This window comes from Pelagerythrobacter sp. (genome assembly GCF_041912895.1).
GTDB lineage: Bacteria > Pseudomonadota > Alphaproteobacteria > Sphingomonadales > Sphingomonadaceae > Pelagerythrobacter.
In genome coordinates this window covers 27,001-46,170 of record NZ_JAYSGI010000002.1, presented here as the reverse complement: position 1 = coordinate 46,170, position 19,170 = coordinate 27,001, and the positions used below count along the sequence as shown (strand labels likewise).

General features: G+C 66.1%; 18 protein-coding genes. 14 read left to right on the top strand and 4 right to left on the bottom strand.

Annotated elements, in window-relative coordinates:
- The first annotated feature begins 244 nt into the window (after window positions 1–244).
- The 4 genes from rpoB (at window position 245) to gltX (ending at window position 10,764) form a co-directional block, all read left to right on the top strand.
- Window positions 245–4,450, top strand: a complete 4,206-nt coding sequence (gene rpoB / locus ACE3QC_RS07220) for a DNA-directed RNA polymerase subunit beta (RefSeq protein ID WP_374406760.1) — start codon at window positions 245–247, stop codon at window positions 4,448–4,450.
- A gap of 72 nt (window positions 4,451–4,522) precedes the next feature.
- Window positions 4,523–8,872, top strand: coding sequence for a DNA-directed RNA polymerase subunit beta' (gene rpoC / locus ACE3QC_RS07215; RefSeq protein ID WP_374406758.1), 4,350 nt, complete (start codon window positions 4,523–4,525; stop codon window positions 8,870–8,872).
- Between the two features lie 107 nt (window positions 8,873–8,979).
- On the top strand, window positions 8,980–9,408 hold the full coding sequence (locus ACE3QC_RS07210) for a hypothetical protein (RefSeq protein ID WP_374406756.1): 429 nt from the start codon (window positions 8,980–8,982) through the stop codon (window positions 9,406–9,408).
- A 27-nt stretch (window positions 9,409–9,435) separates the two neighbouring features.
- On the top strand, window positions 9,436–10,764 hold the full coding sequence (gltX, locus tag ACE3QC_RS07205) for a glutamate--tRNA ligase (RefSeq protein ID WP_374406755.1): 1,329 nt from the start codon (window positions 9,436–9,438) through the stop codon (window positions 10,762–10,764).
- A gap of 129 nt (window positions 10,765–10,893) precedes the next feature.
- On the opposite strand, the gene ACE3QC_RS07200 is transcribed toward gltX, so the two are convergent.
- Window positions 10,894–11,199 (bottom strand): cation transporter, encoded by a 306-nt coding sequence (locus tag ACE3QC_RS07200; protein WP_374406753.1) that lies wholly within the window; start codon window positions 11,197–11,199, stop codon window positions 10,894–10,896.
- A gap of 58 nt (window positions 11,200–11,257) precedes the next feature.
- Window positions 11,258–12,724 carry a pyruvate kinase gene (gene pyk, locus ACE3QC_RS07195; protein WP_374406751.1) on the bottom strand — a complete coding sequence of 489 codons (1,467 nt, stop codon included), beginning with the start codon at window positions 12,722–12,724 and terminating at the stop codon, window positions 11,258–11,260.
- 49 nt (window positions 12,725–12,773) lie between these two features.
- On the opposite strand from pyk, the gene ACE3QC_RS07190 reads away from it, so the two are divergent.
- The gene (locus ACE3QC_RS07190; RefSeq protein ID WP_374406749.1) at window positions 12,774–13,088 is read left to right on the top strand and encodes a DUF1244 domain-containing protein; all 315 of its coding nucleotides are present in this window, start codon (window positions 12,774–12,776) and stop codon (window positions 13,086–13,088) included.
- Window positions 13,089–13,175: 87 nt separating this feature from the next.
- Window positions 13,176–13,412 carry a DUF2312 domain-containing protein gene (locus tag ACE3QC_RS07185; protein WP_374406747.1) on the top strand — a complete coding sequence of 79 codons (237 nt, stop codon included), beginning with the start codon at window positions 13,176–13,178 and terminating at the stop codon, window positions 13,410–13,412.
- A gap of 4 nt (window positions 13,413–13,416) precedes the next feature.
- On the opposite strand, the gene ACE3QC_RS07180 is transcribed toward ACE3QC_RS07185, so the two are convergent.
- Window positions 13,417–14,052: a hypothetical protein gene (locus ACE3QC_RS07180; RefSeq protein WP_374406745.1), complete on the bottom strand. Its 636-nt coding sequence runs from the start codon at window positions 14,050–14,052 to the stop codon at window positions 13,417–13,419.
- Between the two features lie 212 nt (window positions 14,053–14,264).
- Between ACE3QC_RS07180 and ACE3QC_RS07175 the strand changes: the two genes are divergently transcribed.
- The 7 genes from ACE3QC_RS07175 to ACE3QC_RS07145 all read left to right on the top strand — a co-directional run bounded on the left by ACE3QC_RS07175 (window position 14,265) and on the right by ACE3QC_RS07145 (window position 17,922).
- Window positions 14,265–15,143 carry an SDR family oxidoreductase gene (locus tag ACE3QC_RS07175; protein WP_374406743.1) on the top strand — a complete coding sequence of 293 codons (879 nt, stop codon included), beginning with the start codon at window positions 14,265–14,267 and terminating at the stop codon, window positions 15,141–15,143.
- Window positions 15,136–15,483: a heavy metal-binding domain-containing protein gene (locus tag ACE3QC_RS07170; RefSeq protein WP_374406741.1), complete on the top strand. Its 348-nt coding sequence runs from the start codon at window positions 15,136–15,138 to the stop codon at window positions 15,481–15,483. Before ACE3QC_RS07175 ends, ACE3QC_RS07170 begins: the two co-directional genes overlap by 8 nt.
- Window positions 15,480–15,947, top strand: a complete 468-nt coding sequence (locus ACE3QC_RS07165) for an AAC(3)-I family aminoglycoside N-acetyltransferase (RefSeq protein ID WP_374408012.1) — start codon at window positions 15,480–15,482, stop codon at window positions 15,945–15,947. The genes ACE3QC_RS07170 and ACE3QC_RS07165 overlap by 4 nt, the downstream gene beginning before the upstream one ends.
- Before the next feature lie 95 nt (window positions 15,948–16,042).
- Window positions 16,043–16,786, top strand: a complete 744-nt coding sequence (locus tag ACE3QC_RS07160; protein WP_374406739.1) for a YebC/PmpR family DNA-binding transcriptional regulator — start codon at window positions 16,043–16,045, stop codon at window positions 16,784–16,786.
- 4 nt (window positions 16,787–16,790) lie between these two features.
- On the top strand, window positions 16,791–17,264 hold the full coding sequence (gene ruvC, locus ACE3QC_RS07155) for a crossover junction endodeoxyribonuclease RuvC (RefSeq protein WP_374408010.1): 474 nt from the start codon (window positions 16,791–16,793) through the stop codon (window positions 17,262–17,264).
- Entirely contained in the window at window positions 17,264–17,578 is a 315-nt protein-coding gene (locus tag ACE3QC_RS07150; RefSeq protein WP_374406738.1) for an antibiotic biosynthesis monooxygenase, read from the top strand. The genes ruvC and ACE3QC_RS07150 overlap by 1 nt, the downstream gene beginning before the upstream one ends.
- Window positions 17,575–17,922, top strand: coding sequence for an arsenate reductase (locus tag ACE3QC_RS07145; RefSeq protein ID WP_374406736.1), 348 nt, complete (start codon window positions 17,575–17,577; stop codon window positions 17,920–17,922). Before ACE3QC_RS07150 ends, ACE3QC_RS07145 begins: the two co-directional genes overlap by 4 nt.
- Here the strand turns inward: ACE3QC_RS07145 and ACE3QC_RS07140 are convergent.
- On the bottom strand, window positions 17,916–18,083 hold the full coding sequence (locus ACE3QC_RS07140; protein WP_374406734.1) for a hypothetical protein: 168 nt from the start codon (window positions 18,081–18,083) through the stop codon (window positions 17,916–17,918). The two genes, ACE3QC_RS07145 and ACE3QC_RS07140, sit on opposite strands and share 7 nt — an antisense overlap.
- On the opposite strand from ACE3QC_RS07140, the gene ACE3QC_RS07135 reads away from it, so the two are divergent.
- Entirely contained in the window at window positions 18,082–19,167 is a 1,086-nt protein-coding gene (locus tag ACE3QC_RS07135; protein WP_374406732.1) for a glycerophosphodiester phosphodiesterase, read from the top strand. The two genes, ACE3QC_RS07140 and ACE3QC_RS07135, sit on opposite strands and share 2 nt — an antisense overlap.
- Window positions 19,168–19,170 lie beyond the last annotated feature (3 nt).

Sequence of the window (19,170 nt, the reverse complement as noted above, 5' to 3'; positions counted from 1 at the left end):
AAATCCTACATAGCCCCTCGACCGCACGCTTCGAGCAAGGCCTGTTCATGCGCGGGAACAGGCCTCAGGATGGAAGCGGCGAATCCATAGTCGCGACGTTGATGTAGCTGCAGCAGGCCCCGCAAGGGTGCGATTTGCTGCGGCTTTTTGGCGTCTCTGGCGACATGGCGATCACGTGCACGAGCATGAACTTGGCCGGCGGCGCACCGCCCCGGCGTAGCACACGAAGAGGCGAATCACCTCCATGGCGACCAAGGCGAAGAAGACCGGGGCGAAGGCACTCCAGAAGGCCGGAACCAACACCGGGACCGCGAAGAAGCGCATCCGCAGGATTTTCGGCGACATCCACGAAGTGGTGCAGATGCCGAACCTGATCGAGGTCCAGCGCGAGAGCTACGAGTTCTTCCTGCGCTCCGATCCGTCGATCGACTACGTCTCGGGCCTGGAAAAGACGCTGCGCAGCGTCTTCCCGATCCGCGACTTCGCCGGCACCGCCGAGCTCGATTTCGTGCACTACGAGCTCGAGCCGCCCAAGTACGACACCACCGAATGCCGCCAGCGCGGCATCACCTACGCCGCCCCGATGAAGGTCACGCTGCGCCTCATCGTGTTCGAGGTGGATCAGGAAACCGAGACCCGCTCCGTCCTCGATATCAAGGAGCAGGACGTGTACATGGGCGACATGCCGCTCATGACCGGGAACGGCACCTTCATCATCAACGGCACCGAGCGCGTGATCGTCAGCCAGATGCACCGTTCGCCGGGTGTGCTGTTCGACCATGATCGCGGCAAGACCCACAGCTCGGGCAAGCTGCTGTTCGCCGCGCGGGTGATCCCCTACCGCGGCTCGTGGCTCGATTTCGAGTTCGACGCGAAGGACATCGTGAACGTGCGCATCGACCGCAAGCGCAAGCTGCCGGTCACCGCGCTGCTCTACGCGCTCGGCCTCGACAGCGAAGCGATCCTGCACCACTTCTATGACACCGTCGTGTGGGAGCGCGTCTCCGGCAAGGCGGGTGAAGGCTGGAAGATGCCGTTCGTGCCCGAGCAGTGGCGCGGCGCCAAGCCGTCCTTCGCGCTGGTCGACGCCAAGACCGGCGAGGAGATTTTCGCGGCCAACCAGAAGATCAGCCCGCGCGCCGCGAACAAGGCGCTCAAGGACGGTCTGGAAAACCTGCTGATTCCGACCGAGGAAATCATCGGCCGCTACGCCGCGAACGACATGATCGACGAGGCGACCGGCCGCATCTGGGTCGAAGCCGGCGACGAGATCGACGCCGACAACCTCGACGTGCTCGACAAGGCGGGCGTCGACCGGATCGAACTGCTCGACATCGACGACGTCAACACCGGCCCGTGGATCCGCAACACGCTTAAGGCCGACAAGGCCGAGAACCGCGACGAGGGCCTCGAGGCGATCTACAAGGTCATGCGCCCGGGCGAGCCGCCGACGAAGGAAACCGCCGAAGCCCTGTTCGAAGGCCTGTTCTTCGACGGCGAGCGCTACGACCTGTCGGCCGTCGGTCGCGTCAAGCTCAACATGCGCCTCGGCCTCGATGCCGAGGACACCGTGACCACGCTGCGCAAGGAAGACATCCTCGCGGTGGTCAAGGAACTGGTCGGCCTCAAGGACGGCAAGGGCGAGGTCGACGACATCGACAACCTCGGCAACCGTCGCGTGCGCTCGGTCGGCGAGCTGCTGGAAAACCAGTACCGCATCGGTCTGCTGCGCATGGAGCGCGCGGTGAAGGAGCGGATGAGCTCGGTCGACGTCAGCACCGTGATGCCGAACGACCTGATCAACGCGAAGCCCGCCGTGGCCGCGGTGCGCGAGTTCTTCGGGTCGTCGCAGCTGTCGCAGTTCATGGACCAGACCAACCCGCTGTCCGAAGTCACCCACAAGCGCCGCGTCTCGGCGCTCGGGCCGGGCGGCCTCACGCGTGAGCGTGCTGGCTTCGAGGTGCGCGACGTGCACCCGACGCACTATGGCCGCATCTGCCCGATCGAGACGCCCGAAGGGCCGAACATCGGCCTGATCAACTCGCTCGCCTCATTCAGCCGGGTCAACAAGTACGGCTTCATCGAGACGCCGTACCGCAAGATCGTCGACGGCAAGGTGACCGGCGACGTGACCTATCTCTCGGCGATGGAAGAGCAGAAGCACGCCGTCGCGCAGGCTTCGGCCGAGCTCAACGACGACGGCTCGTTCGTGGAAGAGCTCGTCTCGGCCCGGCAGGAAGGCGAGTTCGTGATGCTCCCGCGCGAGCAGATCACGCTGATGGACGTCAGCCCCAAACAGCTCGTCTCGGTCGCCGCGTCGCTGATTCCGTTCCTGGAAAACGACGACGCCAACCGCGCGCTGATGGGCTCGAACATGCAGCGCCAGGCGGTGCCGCTGGTCAAGGCCGAGGCGCCCTTCGTCGGCACCGGCATGGAAGAAACCGTGGCGCGCGATTCGGGTGCGGCGATCTCCGCCACCCGCGGCGGCGTGGTCGATCAGGTGGACGCGACCCGCATCGTGATCCGCGCGATCGGCGATGTCGAACCGGGCCAGTCGGGCGTGGACATCTACAGCCTGCAGAAGTTCCAGCGTTCCAACCAGAACACCTGCATCAACCAGCGTCCGCTGGTGAAGGTTGGTGACACGATTGAGCCGGGCGACATCATCGCCGACGGTCCTTCGACCGATCTGGGTGAGCTGGCGCTGGGCCGCAACAGCCTCGTCGCGTTCATGCCGTGGAACGGCTACAACTACGAGGACTCGATCCTGATCTCCGAACGTATCGTGAAGGACGACGTGTTCACCTCGATCCACATCGAGGAATTCGAGGTCATGGCGCGCGACACCAAGCTCGGGCCGGAAGACATCACCCGCGACATCCCCAACGTCGGTGAGGAAGCGCTGCGCAACCTCGACGAAGCGGGTATCGTCTACATCGGGGCCGAGGTGCATCCGGGCGACATTCTCGCGGGCAAGATCACGCCGAAGGGCGAAAGCCCGATGACGCCGGAGGAAAAGCTCCTCCGCGCGATCTTCGGCGAGAAGGCCAGCGACGTGCGCGACACCTCGCTCCGCCTGCCGCCGGGCGTCGCCGGCACGGTGGTCGAGGTGCGGGTGTTCAACCGCCACGGCATCGAGATTGACGACCGTACGCGTGCGATCCAGAACGAGGAAATCGAGCGCCTGCGCAAGGACAGCCAGGACGAACGCGCGATCCTCAACCGGGCGACCTACAACCGGCTCAAGGACATGCTGACGGGCCAGACCGCCTCGGCCGCGCCCAAGGGCGTGAAGAAGGGCGCCGAGATCACCGACGAGGTGCTCGAGGGCGTCGACCGGCACGAATGGTTCAAGTTCGCGGTCGCGGACGACAACCGCCAGTCGCAGATCGAAGCCGTCAAGACGCAGTACGACGAGGCGGTGAAGGGCATCGACGAGAAGTTCGAGGACCGCAAGGAGAAGCTCGAGCGCGGCGATGAGCTGGCTCCGGGCGTGCTCAAGATGGTCAAGGTCTTCGTCGCGGTGAAGCGCAAGCTGCAACCGGGCGACAAGATGGCCGGCCGCCACGGCAACAAGGGCGTCATCAGCCGGATCCTTCCGGCCGAGGACATGCCGTTCCTCGAGGACGGCACCCCGGTCGATATCGTGCTCAACCCGCTGGGCGTGCCGTCGCGCATGAACGTTGGGCAGATCTTCGAGACGCACCTCGGCATGGCCGCGCGCGGCCTCGGCCAGCAGGTCGCGGGCGCGCTCGACGAATGGCGCGCCGCCAATCCCGATCCCGAGACGGCCAAGGCGCCGAGCGCGGTCGTGGAGCGGCTGAAGGACGTCTACGGCGAACAGTACCACGACGAGATCGACGCGCGTTCGCCGGCCGAGATCGTCGAACTCGCGGGCAACCTCACCAACGGCGTGCCGATGGGCACTCCGGTGTTCGACGGCGCGCGCGAGGGCGACGTGACCGTGATGCTCGAAAAGGCGGGCCTGCCCGGTTCGGGCCAGGTGACGCTGTTCGACGGGCGCAGCGGCGAGGCGTTCGACCGCAAGGTGACCGTGGGCTACATCTACATGCTGAAGCTCCACCACCTCGTGGACGACAAGATCCACGCGCGTTCGATCGGCCCCTACTCGCTCGTCACCCAGCAGCCGCTGGGCGGCAAGGCGCAGTTCGGCGGCCAGCGCTTCGGCGAGATGGAGGTCTGGGCGCTCCAGGCCTACGGCGCGGCCTACACGCTGCAGGAAATGCTGACCGTAAAGTCCGACGACGTGATCGGCCGGACCAAGGTCTACGAGGCGATCGTCAAGGGCGACGACACCTTCGAGGCCGGCATCCCGGAAAGCTTCAACGTGCTCGTGAAGGAAATGCGCAGCCTGGGCCTCAACGTCGAACTCTCCTCGCTGAACGACGGCGAGGACGACGAGGACCAGTGGCCGGAGGCGGCGGAATAACGGGGCAGGGGGCGCCCGCCCTCTCCTCGTAACCGCCCGCTTTGGAAATTTCACCCGCAAGGGAATAAAGTCATGAATGAACTGACCAAATTCACCAACCAGCTCGCGAAGCCGGAAACCTTCGACCAGATCCAGATCGGGATCGCCAGCCCGGAGCGGATCCGCTCGTGGAGCTTCGGCGAAATCAAGAAGCCCGAGACGATCAACTATCGCACGTTCAAGCCCGAGCGTGACGGCCTGTTCTGCGCGCGCATCTTCGGCCCGGTGAAGGACTACGAGTGCCTGTGCGGCAAGTACAAGCGCATGAAGTACAAGGGCGTGGTGTGCGAGAAGTGCGGCGTCGAGGTCACCGTGACCAAGGTCCGCCGCGAGCGCATGGGCCATATCGAGCTGGCCGCGCCGGTCGCGCACATCTGGTTCCTCAAGTCGCTGCCGTCGCGCATCGGGCTGCTGCTCGACATGCAGTTGAAGCAGCTCGAGCGCGTGCTCTACTTCGAGAGCTACATCGTCACCGAGCCCGGCCTGACCCCGCTCGAGAAGTTCCAGCTCCTCACCGAGGACGAGCTGCTCGAAGCACAGGACGAGTACGGCGAGGACGCCTTCACCGCCGGGATCGGCGCCGAAGCGGTCAAGTTCATGCTGATGGACCTCGATCTCGAACAGGAGAAGGCCGACCTTCTCGAAGAGCTCGAGACGACCAAGTCCAAGCTCAAACCCGCCAAGATCATCAAGCGCCTGAAGGTCGTCGAGAGCTTCATCGAGAGCGGCAACCGCCCCGAATGGATGATCCTCGAGGTCGTGCCCGTGATCCCGCCCGAGTTGCGCCCGCTGGTGCCGCTCGACGGCGGCCGTTTCGCGACGTCGGACCTCAACGACCTCTATCGCCGCGTCATCAACCGCAACAACCGGTTGAAGCGCCTGATCGAACTGCGCGCGCCCGACATCATCGTGCGCAACGAAAAGCGCATGCTGCAGGAAGCGGTCGACGCGCTGTTCGACAACGGTCGCCGCGGCCGCGTGATCACCGGCGCCAACAAGCGTCCGCTGAAATCGCTCTCGGACATGCTCAAGGGCAAGCAGGGCCGCTTCCGCCAGAACCTGCTCGGCAAACGCGTCGACTATTCGGGCCGTTCGGTCATCGTGACCGGGCCCGAGCTCAAGCTGCACCAGTGCGGCCTGCCCAAGAAGATGGCGCTCGAGCTGTTCAAACCGTTCATCTACGCCCGGCTCGACGCCAAGGGCCTGTCGATGACGCTCAAGCAGGCCAAGAAGTGGGTCGAGAAGGAGCGCAAGGAAGTCTGGGACATCCTGGATGAAGTCATCCGCGAGCACCCGGTGCTGCTGAACCGCGCGCCGACGCTCCACCGCCTCGGCATCCAGGCGTTCGAGCCGGTGCTGATCGAGGGCAAGGCGATCCAGCTCCACCCGCTGGTCTGCTCGGCGTTCAATGCGGACTTCGACGGCGACCAGATGGCTGTCCACGTCCCGCTGAGCCTCGAGGCGCAGCTGGAAGCGCGCGTGCTGATGATGAGCACCAACAACATCCTCAGCCCCGCCAACGGCAAGCCGATCATCGTGCCTTCGCAGGACATGGTGCTGGGCATCTACTATCTCTCGATGGACCGCGAAGGCGAGCCGGGCGAGGGCATGCTGCTGGCCGACATGGCCGAGGTTCACCAGGCGCTGCACGTCGGCGCGGTGACGCTGCACTCCAAGATCGTCAGCCGCGTTCCGCAGGCGGACGAGCAGGGCAACGTCTCGATGGTTCGCTTCGAGACGACACCGGGCCGCATGCTGATCGGCGAATGCCTGCCCAAGAACCACAAGGTTCCGTTCGACATCGTCAACCGCCTCCTCACCAAGAAGGAGATCGGCGACGTCATCGATCAGGTCTATCGCCACACCGGCCAGAAGGACACGGTGCTGTTCGCCGACGCCATCATGGCGCTGGGCTTCCGCCACGCGTTCAAGGCGGGCATCTCGTTCGGCAAGGACGACATGATCATCCCGCACGAGAAGGACAAGCTGGTCGACGACACCAAAGCGCTCGTCGCCGACTACGAGCAGCAGTACCAGGACGGCCTGATCACCCAGCAGGAAAAGTACAACAAGGTGATCGACGCCTGGAGCCGTTGCGGCGACCAGGTGGCCGACGCCATGATGGACAAGATCAAGGCCCGCCCGAAGGACAAGGACGGCCGCGAGGCGCAGATCAACTCGATCTACATGATGAGCCATTCGGGCGCGCGTGGTTCGCCGGCGCAGATGAAGCAGCTCGCCGGCATGCGCGGCCTGATGGCCAAGCCTTCGGGCGAGATCATCGAACAGCCGATCATCTCGAACTTCAAGGAAGGCCTGACCGTTCTCGAGTACTTCAACTCGACCCACGGCGCCCGCAAGGGCTTGGCCGACACCGCGCTCAAGACGGCGAACTCGGGCTACCTGACCCGCCGTCTGGTCGACGTGTCGCAGGACTGCGTGATCGTCGAGGACGACTGCAAGACCGACAACGCGCTGGAAATGCGCGCGATCGTGCAGGGCGGCTCGGTCATCGCCTCGCTCGGCGAGCGCATCCTCGGCCGCACCACGGCTGAGGACCTCGTCAACGCCAAGACCGGCGAAGTCATCGTCAAGGCGGGCACGTTGCTCGACGAGCCGATGGTCAAGGCGATCGAGGAGGCCGAGGTTCAGGTCGCCAAGATCCGCAGCCCGCTGGTCTGCGAGGCCGAACAGGGCGTCTGCGGCACCTGCTACGGGCGCGATCTCGCGCGCGGCACGCCGGTGAACATCGGCGAGGCCGTGGGCGTCATCGCGGCGCAGTCGATCGGCGAGCCGGGCACCCAGCTGACCATGCGGACCTTCCACATCGGCGGCGCGGCACAGCTCAACGAGACGAGCCATCTCGAGGCGATCTCGGACGGCAAGGTCGTCTATCGCGACATGCCGACCATCGTCGACAAGAAGGGCCGCATCCTCAGCCTCGCGCGCAACGGCGAGCTGGCGGTGATCGACGCCGAAGGGCGCGAGCGCGAAATCCACAAGGTCCCCTACGGCACCGTGCTGATGCACAAGGACGGCGCCAAGGTGAAGGAAGGCGATCGCCTGGCCGAGTGGGATCCGTTCACCCTGCCAATCATCACGGAGCAGTCGGGCGTCGTCCGCTATCAGGACCTGATCGACACCAAGACGATGGAAGAGCGGGTCGACGAGGCGACGGGCATCGCCCAACGCGTCGTGACCGAGAACCGTTCGACCGGCCGCGCCAAGAAGGACGATCTGCGTCCGCGCCTCACCCTGCTGGGCGAGGAAGGCGACGGCAAGGGCGACGATACCGAGGCGGCGCGCTACATGCTCGCCCCGGGCACCACGCTCTCGGTCGAGGACGGCCAGCAGGTCAATGCGGGCGACATTCTCGCCCGTGCGAGCCGCGAAGCCGCCAAGACGCGCGACATCACCGGCGGTCTGCCGCGGGTGGCCGAACTGTTCGAGGCGCGCATGCCGAAGGACAACTCGATCATCGCCAAAATTTCGGGCAAGATCGAATTCGTTCGCGAATACAAGGCCAAGCGCAAGATCGCGATCGTGCCGGAGGAAGGTGATCGGGTGGAATACCTGATCCCCAAGACCAAGGTGATCGACGTTCAGGAAGGCGACTTCGTCAAGAAGGGCGACACGCTGATCTCGGGCTCGCCCAACCCGCACGACATTCTGGAAGTGATGGGGGTCGAGGCGCTGGCCGAGTACCTCGTCAACGAAATCCAGGAAGTCTACCGGCTTCAGGGCGTGAAGATCAACGACAAGCACATCGAGGTGATTGTTCGCCAGATGCTGCAGAAGGTCGAGATCACCGACAGCGGCGACACCACGCTGCTGCCGGGCGAACAGGTCGACCTGGAAGAGATGAACGAGATCAACGCGAAGCTCGGCAAGGGCAAGGCGCCGGCGGCGGGTAACCCGATCCTGCTCGGCATCACCAAGGCCTCGCTCCAAACGCGTTCGTTCATCTCGGCCGCTTCGTTCCAGGAAACCACCCGCGTGCTCACGCAGGCGGCGGTCGAAGGGAAGAAGGACACGCTGATCGGCCTTAAGGAGAACGTGATCGTCGGCCGTCTCATCCCCGCCGGCACCGGCGCGGCGATGAACCGGGTGCGCGTGACCGCCTCCAGCCGCGACGCCGCGCTGCGCGCCGCGTGGAAGAAGCAGCAGGAAGCGCTGGTCGCGGCGCAGACCGCTGCGGAGGAGCACGAAGCCGAACTGGCGCAGGGCCCCGAAGCGGCGATCGGCGACGATCCGCTGGCGCGGGTCGAAGGCGAAACCCACGGCACCGACGCCGACGCGGGCGAATACCTGCAGCAGTCGGACGAGGGCGAAGCCGCCGAGACCGCGACCGAAGCGGCGCCCGAGGCGAGCGAGGAGCAGTAATCTCCTCCCACGCCGAGGCGTAACCGAACGAGCCCCGCCGAAGCGATTCGGCGGGGCTTTTTCGTATCCGCTTTCGCGCGTATCGTGGCGCGCGAAGGAGACCGACCATGCGCACGATCCTCGCCGCCCTTTCGCTCGCCACGCTGGCCGCGTGCCAGACCGCGTCCGGCGATACCGCCCCGGAAACCGAAGCGCCCGACACGGCCGAAGCGCCGGCCTCGCTCGTCGGCGAATACCGCGTCGCCGGGATCGACGGCACCGAAGTCGGCGGGCAGATCGGCATCGCGCTGTCGATCGAGGACGAGCGCATCCACTTCGAGCCGCGCTGCGCCGGGTTCGACTGGACGTACACTTACGATGGCGGCGCGCTGGCGACCGATCGCCCGGCCAACCGCCCGACCTGCCGCATCGCCGTCCATCCCGAACAGCAGCGGCTGGCCACTGCGCTCGATGCAGTGACCACGGCGCGGCGCACGCCCTCGAACGGCGTCGAACTGTCTGGCGGCGGACACGGCGTCACCCTGTTCTCGCAATAGCGGCGGCGCTCGGCTATCGGGCCGGGCATGACCACGATCACCCGCTTCGCGCCGTCGCCCACCGGGCGGCTGCATGTCGGCAATATCCGCACCGCGCTGCACAACTGGATGCTGGCGAAGCAGGCGGGCGGCCGTTTCCTGCTGCGGATCGACGACACCGATGCGGAGCGCAGCCGCGAGGAATATGTCGATTCCATCCGCGCCGACCTCGCCTGGCTCGGTCTCGACCCCAACGGCGAGGAGCGGCAGTCGGCCCGGCTCGCGCACTACGAGGCGGCGTTCGAAACGCTGCGTGCGGCGGGGCGGGTCTATCGCTGCTACGAGACGGCGCTGGAACTGGAACTGAAACGCAAGATCCTGCTCGGGCGCGGGCTGCCGCCGATCTACGACCGCGCGGCGCTGGCGCTGACCGAGGCCGACCATGTGGCGAAGGCGGCGGAGGGCATTGCGCCGCACTGGCGCTTCCACCTCGACCACGACGAGCCGATCGCGTGGGACGACGGCGTTCGCGGCGCGCAGAAATTCGATCCCGCGCAGCTGTCCGATCCGGTCGTACGCCGCGCCGACGGCTCATGGCTCTACATGTTGCCGAGCGCGGTCGACGACATCGAGATGGGCGTCACCGACGTGCTGCGGGGCGAGGATCACGTTTCGAACACCGCGGTACAGGTGCAGATGTTCACCGCGCTGGGCGGGCCGGTGCCGCGCTTCGCGCACGAGGCATTGCTGGTCGGCAGCGAGGGCAAGCTGTCGAAGCGGCTCGGCGCGCTCGGCTGCGATGCCTTTCGCGAACGCGGGATCGAGCCCGAGGCGCTGGTCGCGCTGCTCGCGCGGATCGGCACCTCGCTGCCGGTCGAGCCGATCGCCGACCGCGATGCGCTGGTGGCGACGTTCGACCTTTCGACGTTTGGCCGCGCGCCGGCGCGGTTCGACGATGCCGAACTGGAGCGGGTGAACGCCGCGATCGTGCATCAACTCGGTTTCGCCCCTGTGCGCGATCGCCTGCCCTCGGGGATGGATGAGGCGGGCTGGCATGCGGTGCGCCCGAACCTTTCGCACGTAGGCGAGGCTGACGAATGGTGGCGCCTCGTCACCGGCCCGATCGCGCCAGTGGATTTCACGGATGAAGACCGCGCGTATCTCGACGAGGCCGCGCGTCTGCTCGAATGGGGTGACGACCCGTGGCACGCGCTAACCGCCGCGCTCAAGCAAGCGACGGGGCGTAAGGGCAAGCCGCTGTTTCTCCCCCTGCGCCGGGCGCTGACTGGCATGGATCACGGTCCCGACATGGCCGAGTTACTGCCGCTGATCGGGGAGAACGAAGCGCGAGCTCGGCTGGAAAGCGCCGCTAGATAGGGCTCAGCGCGGCGCGGCTTCCGGCGCCTTCAACTGCGGCACGGCCTCGCGCAACACCCGCAGCGCCGAGCGCAGGATGACGAAGGCCATGGCGAGCCCGATCACGATATCGGGCCACGGCGAATCGAGCTACGCGACCGCGCCTGCGGCGATCAGCACGCCGAGATTGGCGATCACGTCGTTGCGCGAACATTCGAAAGTGCTCGACATGTTGATGTCCTGCTCGCGAAAGCGCCACAACAGGCGCAGGCATACGAGGTTGGCGACGAGCGCAAGGCCGCCGAACACTAGCATCAGCGTGGACGAGGGCGGCACCCCGGTCGCCATCCTGATCCCGACAGTGACGAGGATGCCGGTGCCCAGGATCAGGATCACCACGCCTTTCAGCGTCGCCGCGCCTGCTTTCCACCGCGCACGGTGATCTCGGCCGGCCATGCGACCAGTTCGATGGCGACCGCGCCGCAGTGGCAGCGCGCGGCGGGCTGGCCCGCGCTCATCCGCCGTGCTTGTCCAGTTCGTCGCCGGTCAGCGTCACCACGTGGAGGAGGTTGGTGCTGCCCGGAGTCCCGAACGGCACGCCCGCCAGCGCGATCAGCTTGCTGCCCGCGCGGGCGAAGCCGTGGCGCAGCGCCATGCGCTTGCCCTTGGCGATCATCTCCTCGAAGCTGCCGATGTCCTTCGTCGCGACCGCGTGCGCGCCCCACAGCAGGCCGACGCGCCGGGCGGTCGCCATCGAGGGGGTGAGCACCAGCATCGGCACGCCGGGCCGCTCGCGCGCGACGCGGCGCGCGGTGCTGCCCGATCCGGTGAACACCGTGATCGCGGCGACCGCGACGGTATCGGCGATCGTCATGCAGGCATGCGCCAGTGCATCGGCGGTGGTGCGGTCGGGCGGGGTTTCGAGGAAGCGCACGCGGCCGATATAGGCGTCGTCGCGTTCCACCTGGGTGGCGATCTTGTCCATGATCGTCACCGCCTCTTCCGGCCATTCGCCCGCCGCGGTCTCCGCGCTGAGCATCACCGCATCGGCCCCGTCGTAGACCGCGTTGGCGACGTCGGAGACTTCGGCGCGCGTCGGCGCAGGGCTCTCGATCATCGATTCGAGCATCTGCGTCGCCACGATCACCGGCTTGCCCGCGGTGCGCGCCATGTTGACGATCTTCTTCTGGAGCGGCGGAACCTCCTGCGGTTCCAGCTCCACGCCCAGATCGCCGCGCGCCACCATGATCCCGTCGGCCAGTTCGACGATCTCGGGCAGGCGGCGCACCGCCATCGGCTTCTCGATCTTGGCGCAGAGCGCGGGGCCCTGCGCACCCGCGCCGCCCATCAGCTTGCGCGCCTCGGCCAGATCCTCGGGCCGCTGGACGAACGACAGGCCGATCCAGTCCGCCCCTTCCCTGACCGCGAAGGCAAGGTCGCGCCGGTCCTTTTCGGTGAGCGCGGGGATCGGCACTTCGGCGTCGGGTACGTTGACGCCCTTGCGGTCGGAAATCACCCCGCCGACTTCGGCCGAACACAGGATCGCGTCAGTATCGGCCTTGATCACCCGCAGGCGGATCTTGCCGTCGTTGATCAGCAGGCGCTGCCCTTTCTCGAGCAGGCCGAACAGTTCCGGGTGCGGCAGGTGGACGCGGGTTTCGTCGCCCGGCGCGGGATTGCGGTCGAGCGTGAAATGGCCCGAATGGCGGATCACCGCCTGCCCGTCCCTGAATTCGCCGACGCGCAGCTTCGGCCCCTGCAGGTCGCACAGGATCGCGATCGGGCGGCCGAACTCCTTTTCCAGCGCGCGGATCGCCTTGATCGTTTCGGCATGGGTGGCATGGTCGCCGTGGCTCATGTTGACGCGGAAGGCGTCGGCCCCGGCGCGAAACAGCTTGCGCAGCATCTCCGGCTCGCGGCTGGCGGGGCCGGTGGTGGCGAGGATCTTGACCTTGCGGGCGCGCGGATCGAGCTTTTGCATGGCCTCGGGCTATGCCAGAGGCTGATTGCAAGACAAGGAAAAGCGCCCGATGGATACGAATTCGCCCGACCCGCTCGACGATCTCGATGACGCTACGGCAGCCGCGGCGTTCAGCCGGCTGGTGCGCCACCTGCGCCACCGGCACGATGCGCAGAACATCGATCTGATGGGCCTCGCCGGGTTCTGCCGCAATTGCCTCGCCGACTGGATACGCGAGGCCGGATACGACGGGGACAAGGCCGCCGCGCGCGAACTGATCCACGGCATGCCGCAGGAAGAATGGAAGGCCAAGCGCCAGTCCCCCGCGACCGAGGAGCAACTCGCGCGGATGGAAGCGAGCGTGGCGAAGAACGCACGGGAATAATCGCTCGGGCGGGGTTCACCGAATCCGACGGGATGGCTATCGGACGCGCCGAGCGATTCTCGCACACATATCCGGAGCATCCCTGAAATGGCCGAAACCACCGACGACCGCCTGCGCCTGCTGATCGAGCGCATCGAACGCCTCGAGGAAGAGAAGAAGGGCATCGCTGACGACATCCGCGACGTCTACGCAGAGGGCAAAGCAGTTGGTTACGACACCAAGATGATGCGGCAAATCTACCGCCTGCGGAAGATGAAGCCGGATGACCGTGCCGAAATGGAAATGCTGCTGGAAACCTATAAGGCAGCTCTGGGGATGAGTTGAGGCGTCAACTCTCGTCGCCGGACTTGGCGATGTATTGATAGAGCAACGTTGTCTCGGGGTCGCCAGCCTTGAGCTTCTCAAGCACATCTTTGAAGAGGCCGAGGTAGCCATGCACCGCGACGTTGGCGTGTTCCATAGCGCTTGAAGCCGCTTCACCAAACCAGAAGAACGCTGAGACGCTTCGATCGACATCGCCTTTGCTCAGTTCAAGATCGGCGGTGGTCTTGGGATGGGTGATGCGATTGCGGACTCGCACCGCCTCGCGCATACTCTTCCAATCCGAGCCCGAGAAATCGATTTCCGCTTCGGGAGCGATCCTGGCTGCAATACGAGCAATCAACCGCACCTGCGACAACATCGGCAGGAACTTGGGTTGTGCATTGATCCTGCCTTGATCGTTCACCTGATAGGAATTCTCGGCGAGAACTTGGCTTTCTTCTTCCGTTAAGCCGTAGGTGGAGTCTGCCGCTTCGACAATGTGCTCACGAAAGATCCATACGAAGCCTTCGATCGCGGCAAAAGACGTGCGAACCAAGTCTCTGCGCGATGCCTGACTGTCGTGAAGCTCGCGCCGATGCATCGAGGCAAACACGTCACCTACCAACATGGCAGCGAAACTTTGCTTCGAATTCTCAGACATTCCACTCAAACTCTCTTTCACAGCGCAACTTTGCGGCCTCGTTATGCTGAGTAGAAGAATTAAGCGAGAGACTGCAGAGTCCGTTCGTGAGTGATCTTCTGAGCTGGCGCTCGGGCTCGGCTGAGGCGTGCTGCGTGCATTGATGCAGGAACCGTAATCTCGAACCGCGCTTTCCTTCCATGCAACCACCTGATTGCATGGAAGGAACGCGCATGTCCGGAACCACCGAGCCCGTCGACAAGGCTTTCGTCGAGGAAACCGGCGAAGAGCCGAAGATGCCCGGCCACGAAGCCGCGATGGGCGATAAGCCCGAGTGGGAGCCGCGCTATCCGGGATCGGGGCGGCTGAAAGGCAAGGTCGCGATCGTCACCGGCGGCGACAGCGGGATCGGGCGCGCGACCGCGGTGCTGTTCGCGCGCGAGGGGGCGAACGTCGCCATCGCCTATCTCGAGGAAGACGATGACGCGCGGATCACGGCGGACGCGATCGAGCAGGAAGGCGGCGAGGCGCTGCTGCACGAAGGCGATCTGGGCGATCCCGCGGTCGGCAAGGCGCTCGTCGCCAAGGTGATCGACAAGTGGGGCCGGCTCGACGTGCTGGTCAACAACGCGGGCGAGCAGCATCCCGACAAGAACATCGAGGACATCACGGTCGAGCAGCTCCAGCGCACGTTCCAGACCAACATCTTTTCGATGTTCTACCTCGTCCAAGCGGCGCGCCCGCATCTGAAAAAGGGCGCCGCGATCGTTAATTGCACCAGCGTGACGATGTACCAGGGCGCAAGCGAGCTGCTCGACTATTCGGCGACCAAGGGCGCGATCACCGCCTTCACCCGCTCGCTCAGCGAAAACCTCGTCGGCGATGGAATCCGCGTGAACGCGGTCGCGCCGGGGCCGATCTGGACCCCACTCAACCCCTTCGGCGGCGCGAGCCCCGAGAAGATGGAGCACTTCGGCGAAGGCACGCCGATGGGCCGCCCCGGCCAGCCGAACGAAGTCGCGCCCGCCTTCCTGTTCCTCGCCTGCGAGGATTCGTCCTATATGTCGGGGCAGGTCCTGCATCCCAACGGAGGAACGATCGTCAATGGCTAGCCCCTGGAAAGACGCGCGCGGCATCATCGTCACCACCACGCACACGATCGAGGGGCGGCCGATCCAGGACTATCTCGGCGTGGTCACCGGCGAAGTGATCGTCGGCGCCAACCTGTTCCGCGACCTGTTCGCCAATATCCGCGACATCGTCGGCGGGCGCTCGGGCAGCTACGAGCGCATCCTGCGCGACGCGCGCGAACAGGCGATCGAGGAATTGCAGGCCGAATGCGGCGCGCGCGGCGGCAACGCGGTGGTGGGCGTCGATCTCGATTACGAGGTGATCGGCGACACCGGCTCGATGCTGATGGTCTCGGCCAGCGGCACGGCGGTGAAGGTCTGACCGGCACGGCGGAGTTCGCCGTCGCGCGGCTCGGGCCGGGCGATCTGCCGCGTTTCCGCGCCATGAATACGCTGTTTGGCGCTGCGTTCGACGATCGCGAGAATTACGCTGCGAATCCTCCTGACGATGCCTATGCCGACGCCCTGCTCGCGCGTGCAGAAACCGTGCTGCTCGTCGCGGAGGGCGAGGGAAAGATGGTAGGCGCGCTCGCAGCCTATGTGCTGCCCAAGTTCGAACAGGCGCGCAGCGAAGTCTACATCTACGATCTCGCGGTCGCCGAAAGCTGCCGCCGCCGCGGGGTGGCCACGGCATTGATCGAGGCATTGCGCCGCATCGCGCGCGAGATCGGCGCATGGATGGTCTACGTCCAGGCCGATACCGCGCCGGAAGACGAACCCGCCCGCGCGCTCTACGGCAAGCTCGGCACGCGCGAGGAGGTGCTGCACTTCGATATTGCGCCCTGATCAGCCGCGGCGCGATTGCCCGGCACGCCCGGCTTCGCTAGGAGCGCGGGGACGATGCGGCGCGCCGCTGATCCACACGTTTCGCGAAGGTACCCATGGCAGGCCATTCCAAGTTCAAGAACATCATGCATCGCAAGGGCGCGCAGGATAAAAAGCGCTCGGCGATGTTCTCCAAGCTTTCGCGCGAGATCACCGTCGCGGCCAAGATGGGCATGCCCGACCCCGACATGAATCCGCGCCTGCGGCTGGCGGTCAACGCGGCCAAGGCGCAGTCGATGCCCAAGGACAATATCCAGCGCGCGATCGACAAGGCGAGTGCCAACGAAGGCGACGACTACGAAGAGGTCCGCTACGAAGGCTACGGCCCCGGCGGCAGCGCGATCATCGTCGAGGCGCTGACCGACAACCGCAACCGCACCGCCACCAACGTGCGCACGGCGTTCAGCAAGAACGGCGGCAATCTCGGCGCATCGGGCTCGGTGGCGCACGGCTTCGAGCGGCTCGGGCTGATCTACTATCCGGCATCGGCGGGCGGCGAGGACAAGATCCTCGAGGCGGCGATGGAAGCGGGGGCCGAGGACATCCAGTCGGACGACGACGGCCACGAGATCTGGACCGCGGCGGACGACTTGCACGAAGTTTCCTCCGCGCTCGAAAAGGCGCTGGGCGAGGCCGAGACGGTCAAGCTGGCGTGGAAGCCCAACCTCACGGTCGAACTCGACGAGAAGGACGCCGGCACGCTGCTCAAGCTGGTCGACGCGCTCGACGACGACGACGACGTGCAGACGGTGTGGGGCAACTACGAGATTTCGGATGAGATCATGGAGAAGCTCGACTGATCCGATGCTGATCCTCGGGCTCGATCCTTCGCTCAGCTGCACCGGCTGGGGCGTGGTGCGGGTCGAGGGCGCGCGGCTGTCGCATGTCGCAAACGGCCAGATCGCGACCGATGCGAAGGCGCCGATGGCCGCGCGGCTCGCGGTGTTGCAGGCGGGCGTGGCCGAAGTGATCGCGGCGCACCGGCCCGATCGCGCGGCGGCGGAGGAAGTGTTCGCCAACAAGAACCCGCAATCGACGCTCAAGCTCGCGCAGGCGCGCGGCGCGGTGCTGGCGGCGTGCGGCGTGGCGAATATCGAGGTGCGCGAACATGCCGCGCGGCTGGTGAAGAAGGCGGTGGTCGGCACCGGCGCAGCGGACAAGCGCCAGGTCCAGGCCATGCTCAAGGTCCTGCTGCCCGGCGCGCAAGTCGCGGGCGCCGATGCGGCGGACGCGCTGGCGGTGGCCATCGCCGACGCGCATCTGGGCGGGCGCGGCTGATGTTCCTCGTCGTGTCCCGCAACCGCAAGCGCGCCGATATCGACTACGCGGCCTACGAGGCGGAATCCGAACGAATGCTCGCACTGGCGCAGGCGCAGCCCGGCTATCTTTCGTTCAAGAGCTACACCGCCGACGACGGCGAGGTGATCGCGCTGTCCGAATGGGCGGACGAGGCCTCGGCGCGCGGCTGGGGCAGGCTCGCCGAACATCGCGCAACGCAGGCGCGCGGGCGGCGCGAATTCTACGCCGGATATACGCTGTTCGCCTGCGACGATCCGCGCATCCACGAATTCCGCATCGAGGACGACACATGAGCATCGAGGTCTACGGCATCCCCAATTGCGACACGGTGAAGAAGGCGAGGCTGTGGCTCGAGGCCGAGGGGATCGACTACACCTTCCACGACTACAAGAAGGAAAGCGCCGATCCCGCGAAGCTGCGGCGCTGGATCGCCGCCGCAGGGGTGGATACCGTTCTCAACCGGCGCGGGACGACCTTTCGTAAGCTGTCCGATGCGGAGAAGGCCGATATCGACGCCGACAAGGCCGTCACGCTGCTGCAACAGCATCCGAGCATGATCAAGCGGCCGGTGGTCGAACATCCGGGCGGGCTGCTGGTGGGGTTTTCGCCAGACGAATGGGCAGCGGCGCTTCAGTAGGTCGAGCCGGAGCCCCAGCCGCCGTCGTCGGCCGGGGTGAAGCCGCGCGCATTGTCGTTCGCCGCGCCGAGCATAGCGCGCTTGACCGAGGCCAGATCGCTGCCAGACCCGTAGATGAGCCCGATCACGGCAGCCGCCACGAAGAGGAGCTTCTTCAACATGACCGGATCACTGTCGCACACCATGGTCAAGATTTGGCTAACGGCGCTGCTCGCCTGCCTCGCGGCCGCACCGGCGCTGGCCCAAGGCGGTGACGGCGTGCTGGTGATCGCCCACCGCGGTGCGAGCGGCGAACGGCCCGAGCATACGCTGGCGGCCTACGAACGCGCGATCGACCAGGGCGCGGACTATATCGAACCGGACCTGGTGGCGACCAAGGACGGCGTGCTCGTCGCGCGGCACGAGAACGAGATTTCGGGCACCACCGACGTCGCCGATCATGCCGAATTCGCCGATCGCCGGCAGACGAAGGACATCGACGGGCAGAGCGTGACCGGCTGGTTCGTGGAAGACTTCACGCTCGCCGAATTGCGCACCTTGCGCGCGAAGGAGCGGCTACCCGCGCTGCGGCCCGCGAATGCGCGGTTCGACGGGCTCTACCCGGTGCCGACGTTCGCCGAGATCGCGGCGCTGGTAAAGGCGAAGGAGGCCGAGACGGGCCGCCGCATCGGGCTCGTTCCCGAACTCAAGCACCCGACCTTCCTGCGCGAACAGGCGGGGCTCGACACGGTCGCGCTGATGCTGCGCGCGCTCGCCGACGCCGGGCTGGAGCCGGACGATCCGGTGCTGATCCAGAGCTTCGAGGTCGCGCCGCTGAAGCGGCTGGCGCGCGAAAGCGATTACCGGCTGGTGCAGCTCGTCACGGTCGAAGGCGGCCCGGCGGAAGCGCCCGACATGCGCTATGCCGACATGGTGACGATGGCCGGGATGGAGCGGATCGCCGAATACGCCGACGTGGTCGGCGCGGACATCCGGCTGGTGCTGGAGGGCGACGGGACGCCGAGTGGGCTCGTCACCGCCGCGCACGCCGCCGGGCTGGATGTCCATGCATGGACACTGCGCAAGGAAAACGCCTTCCTGCCGCCGCCGCTGCGACGTGGGGAGAGCGATGCCGCGCGCGGTTGCCCCGAACAGATCTGGACCCTGCTGGCGCGCGCGGGGGTCAAGGGAATCTTTACCGACGATCCGGCGATCGGCGTCGCTGCGCGCGATGGCGCGCGCTGCGCGGCTCCCGTGAGCGACTGACGC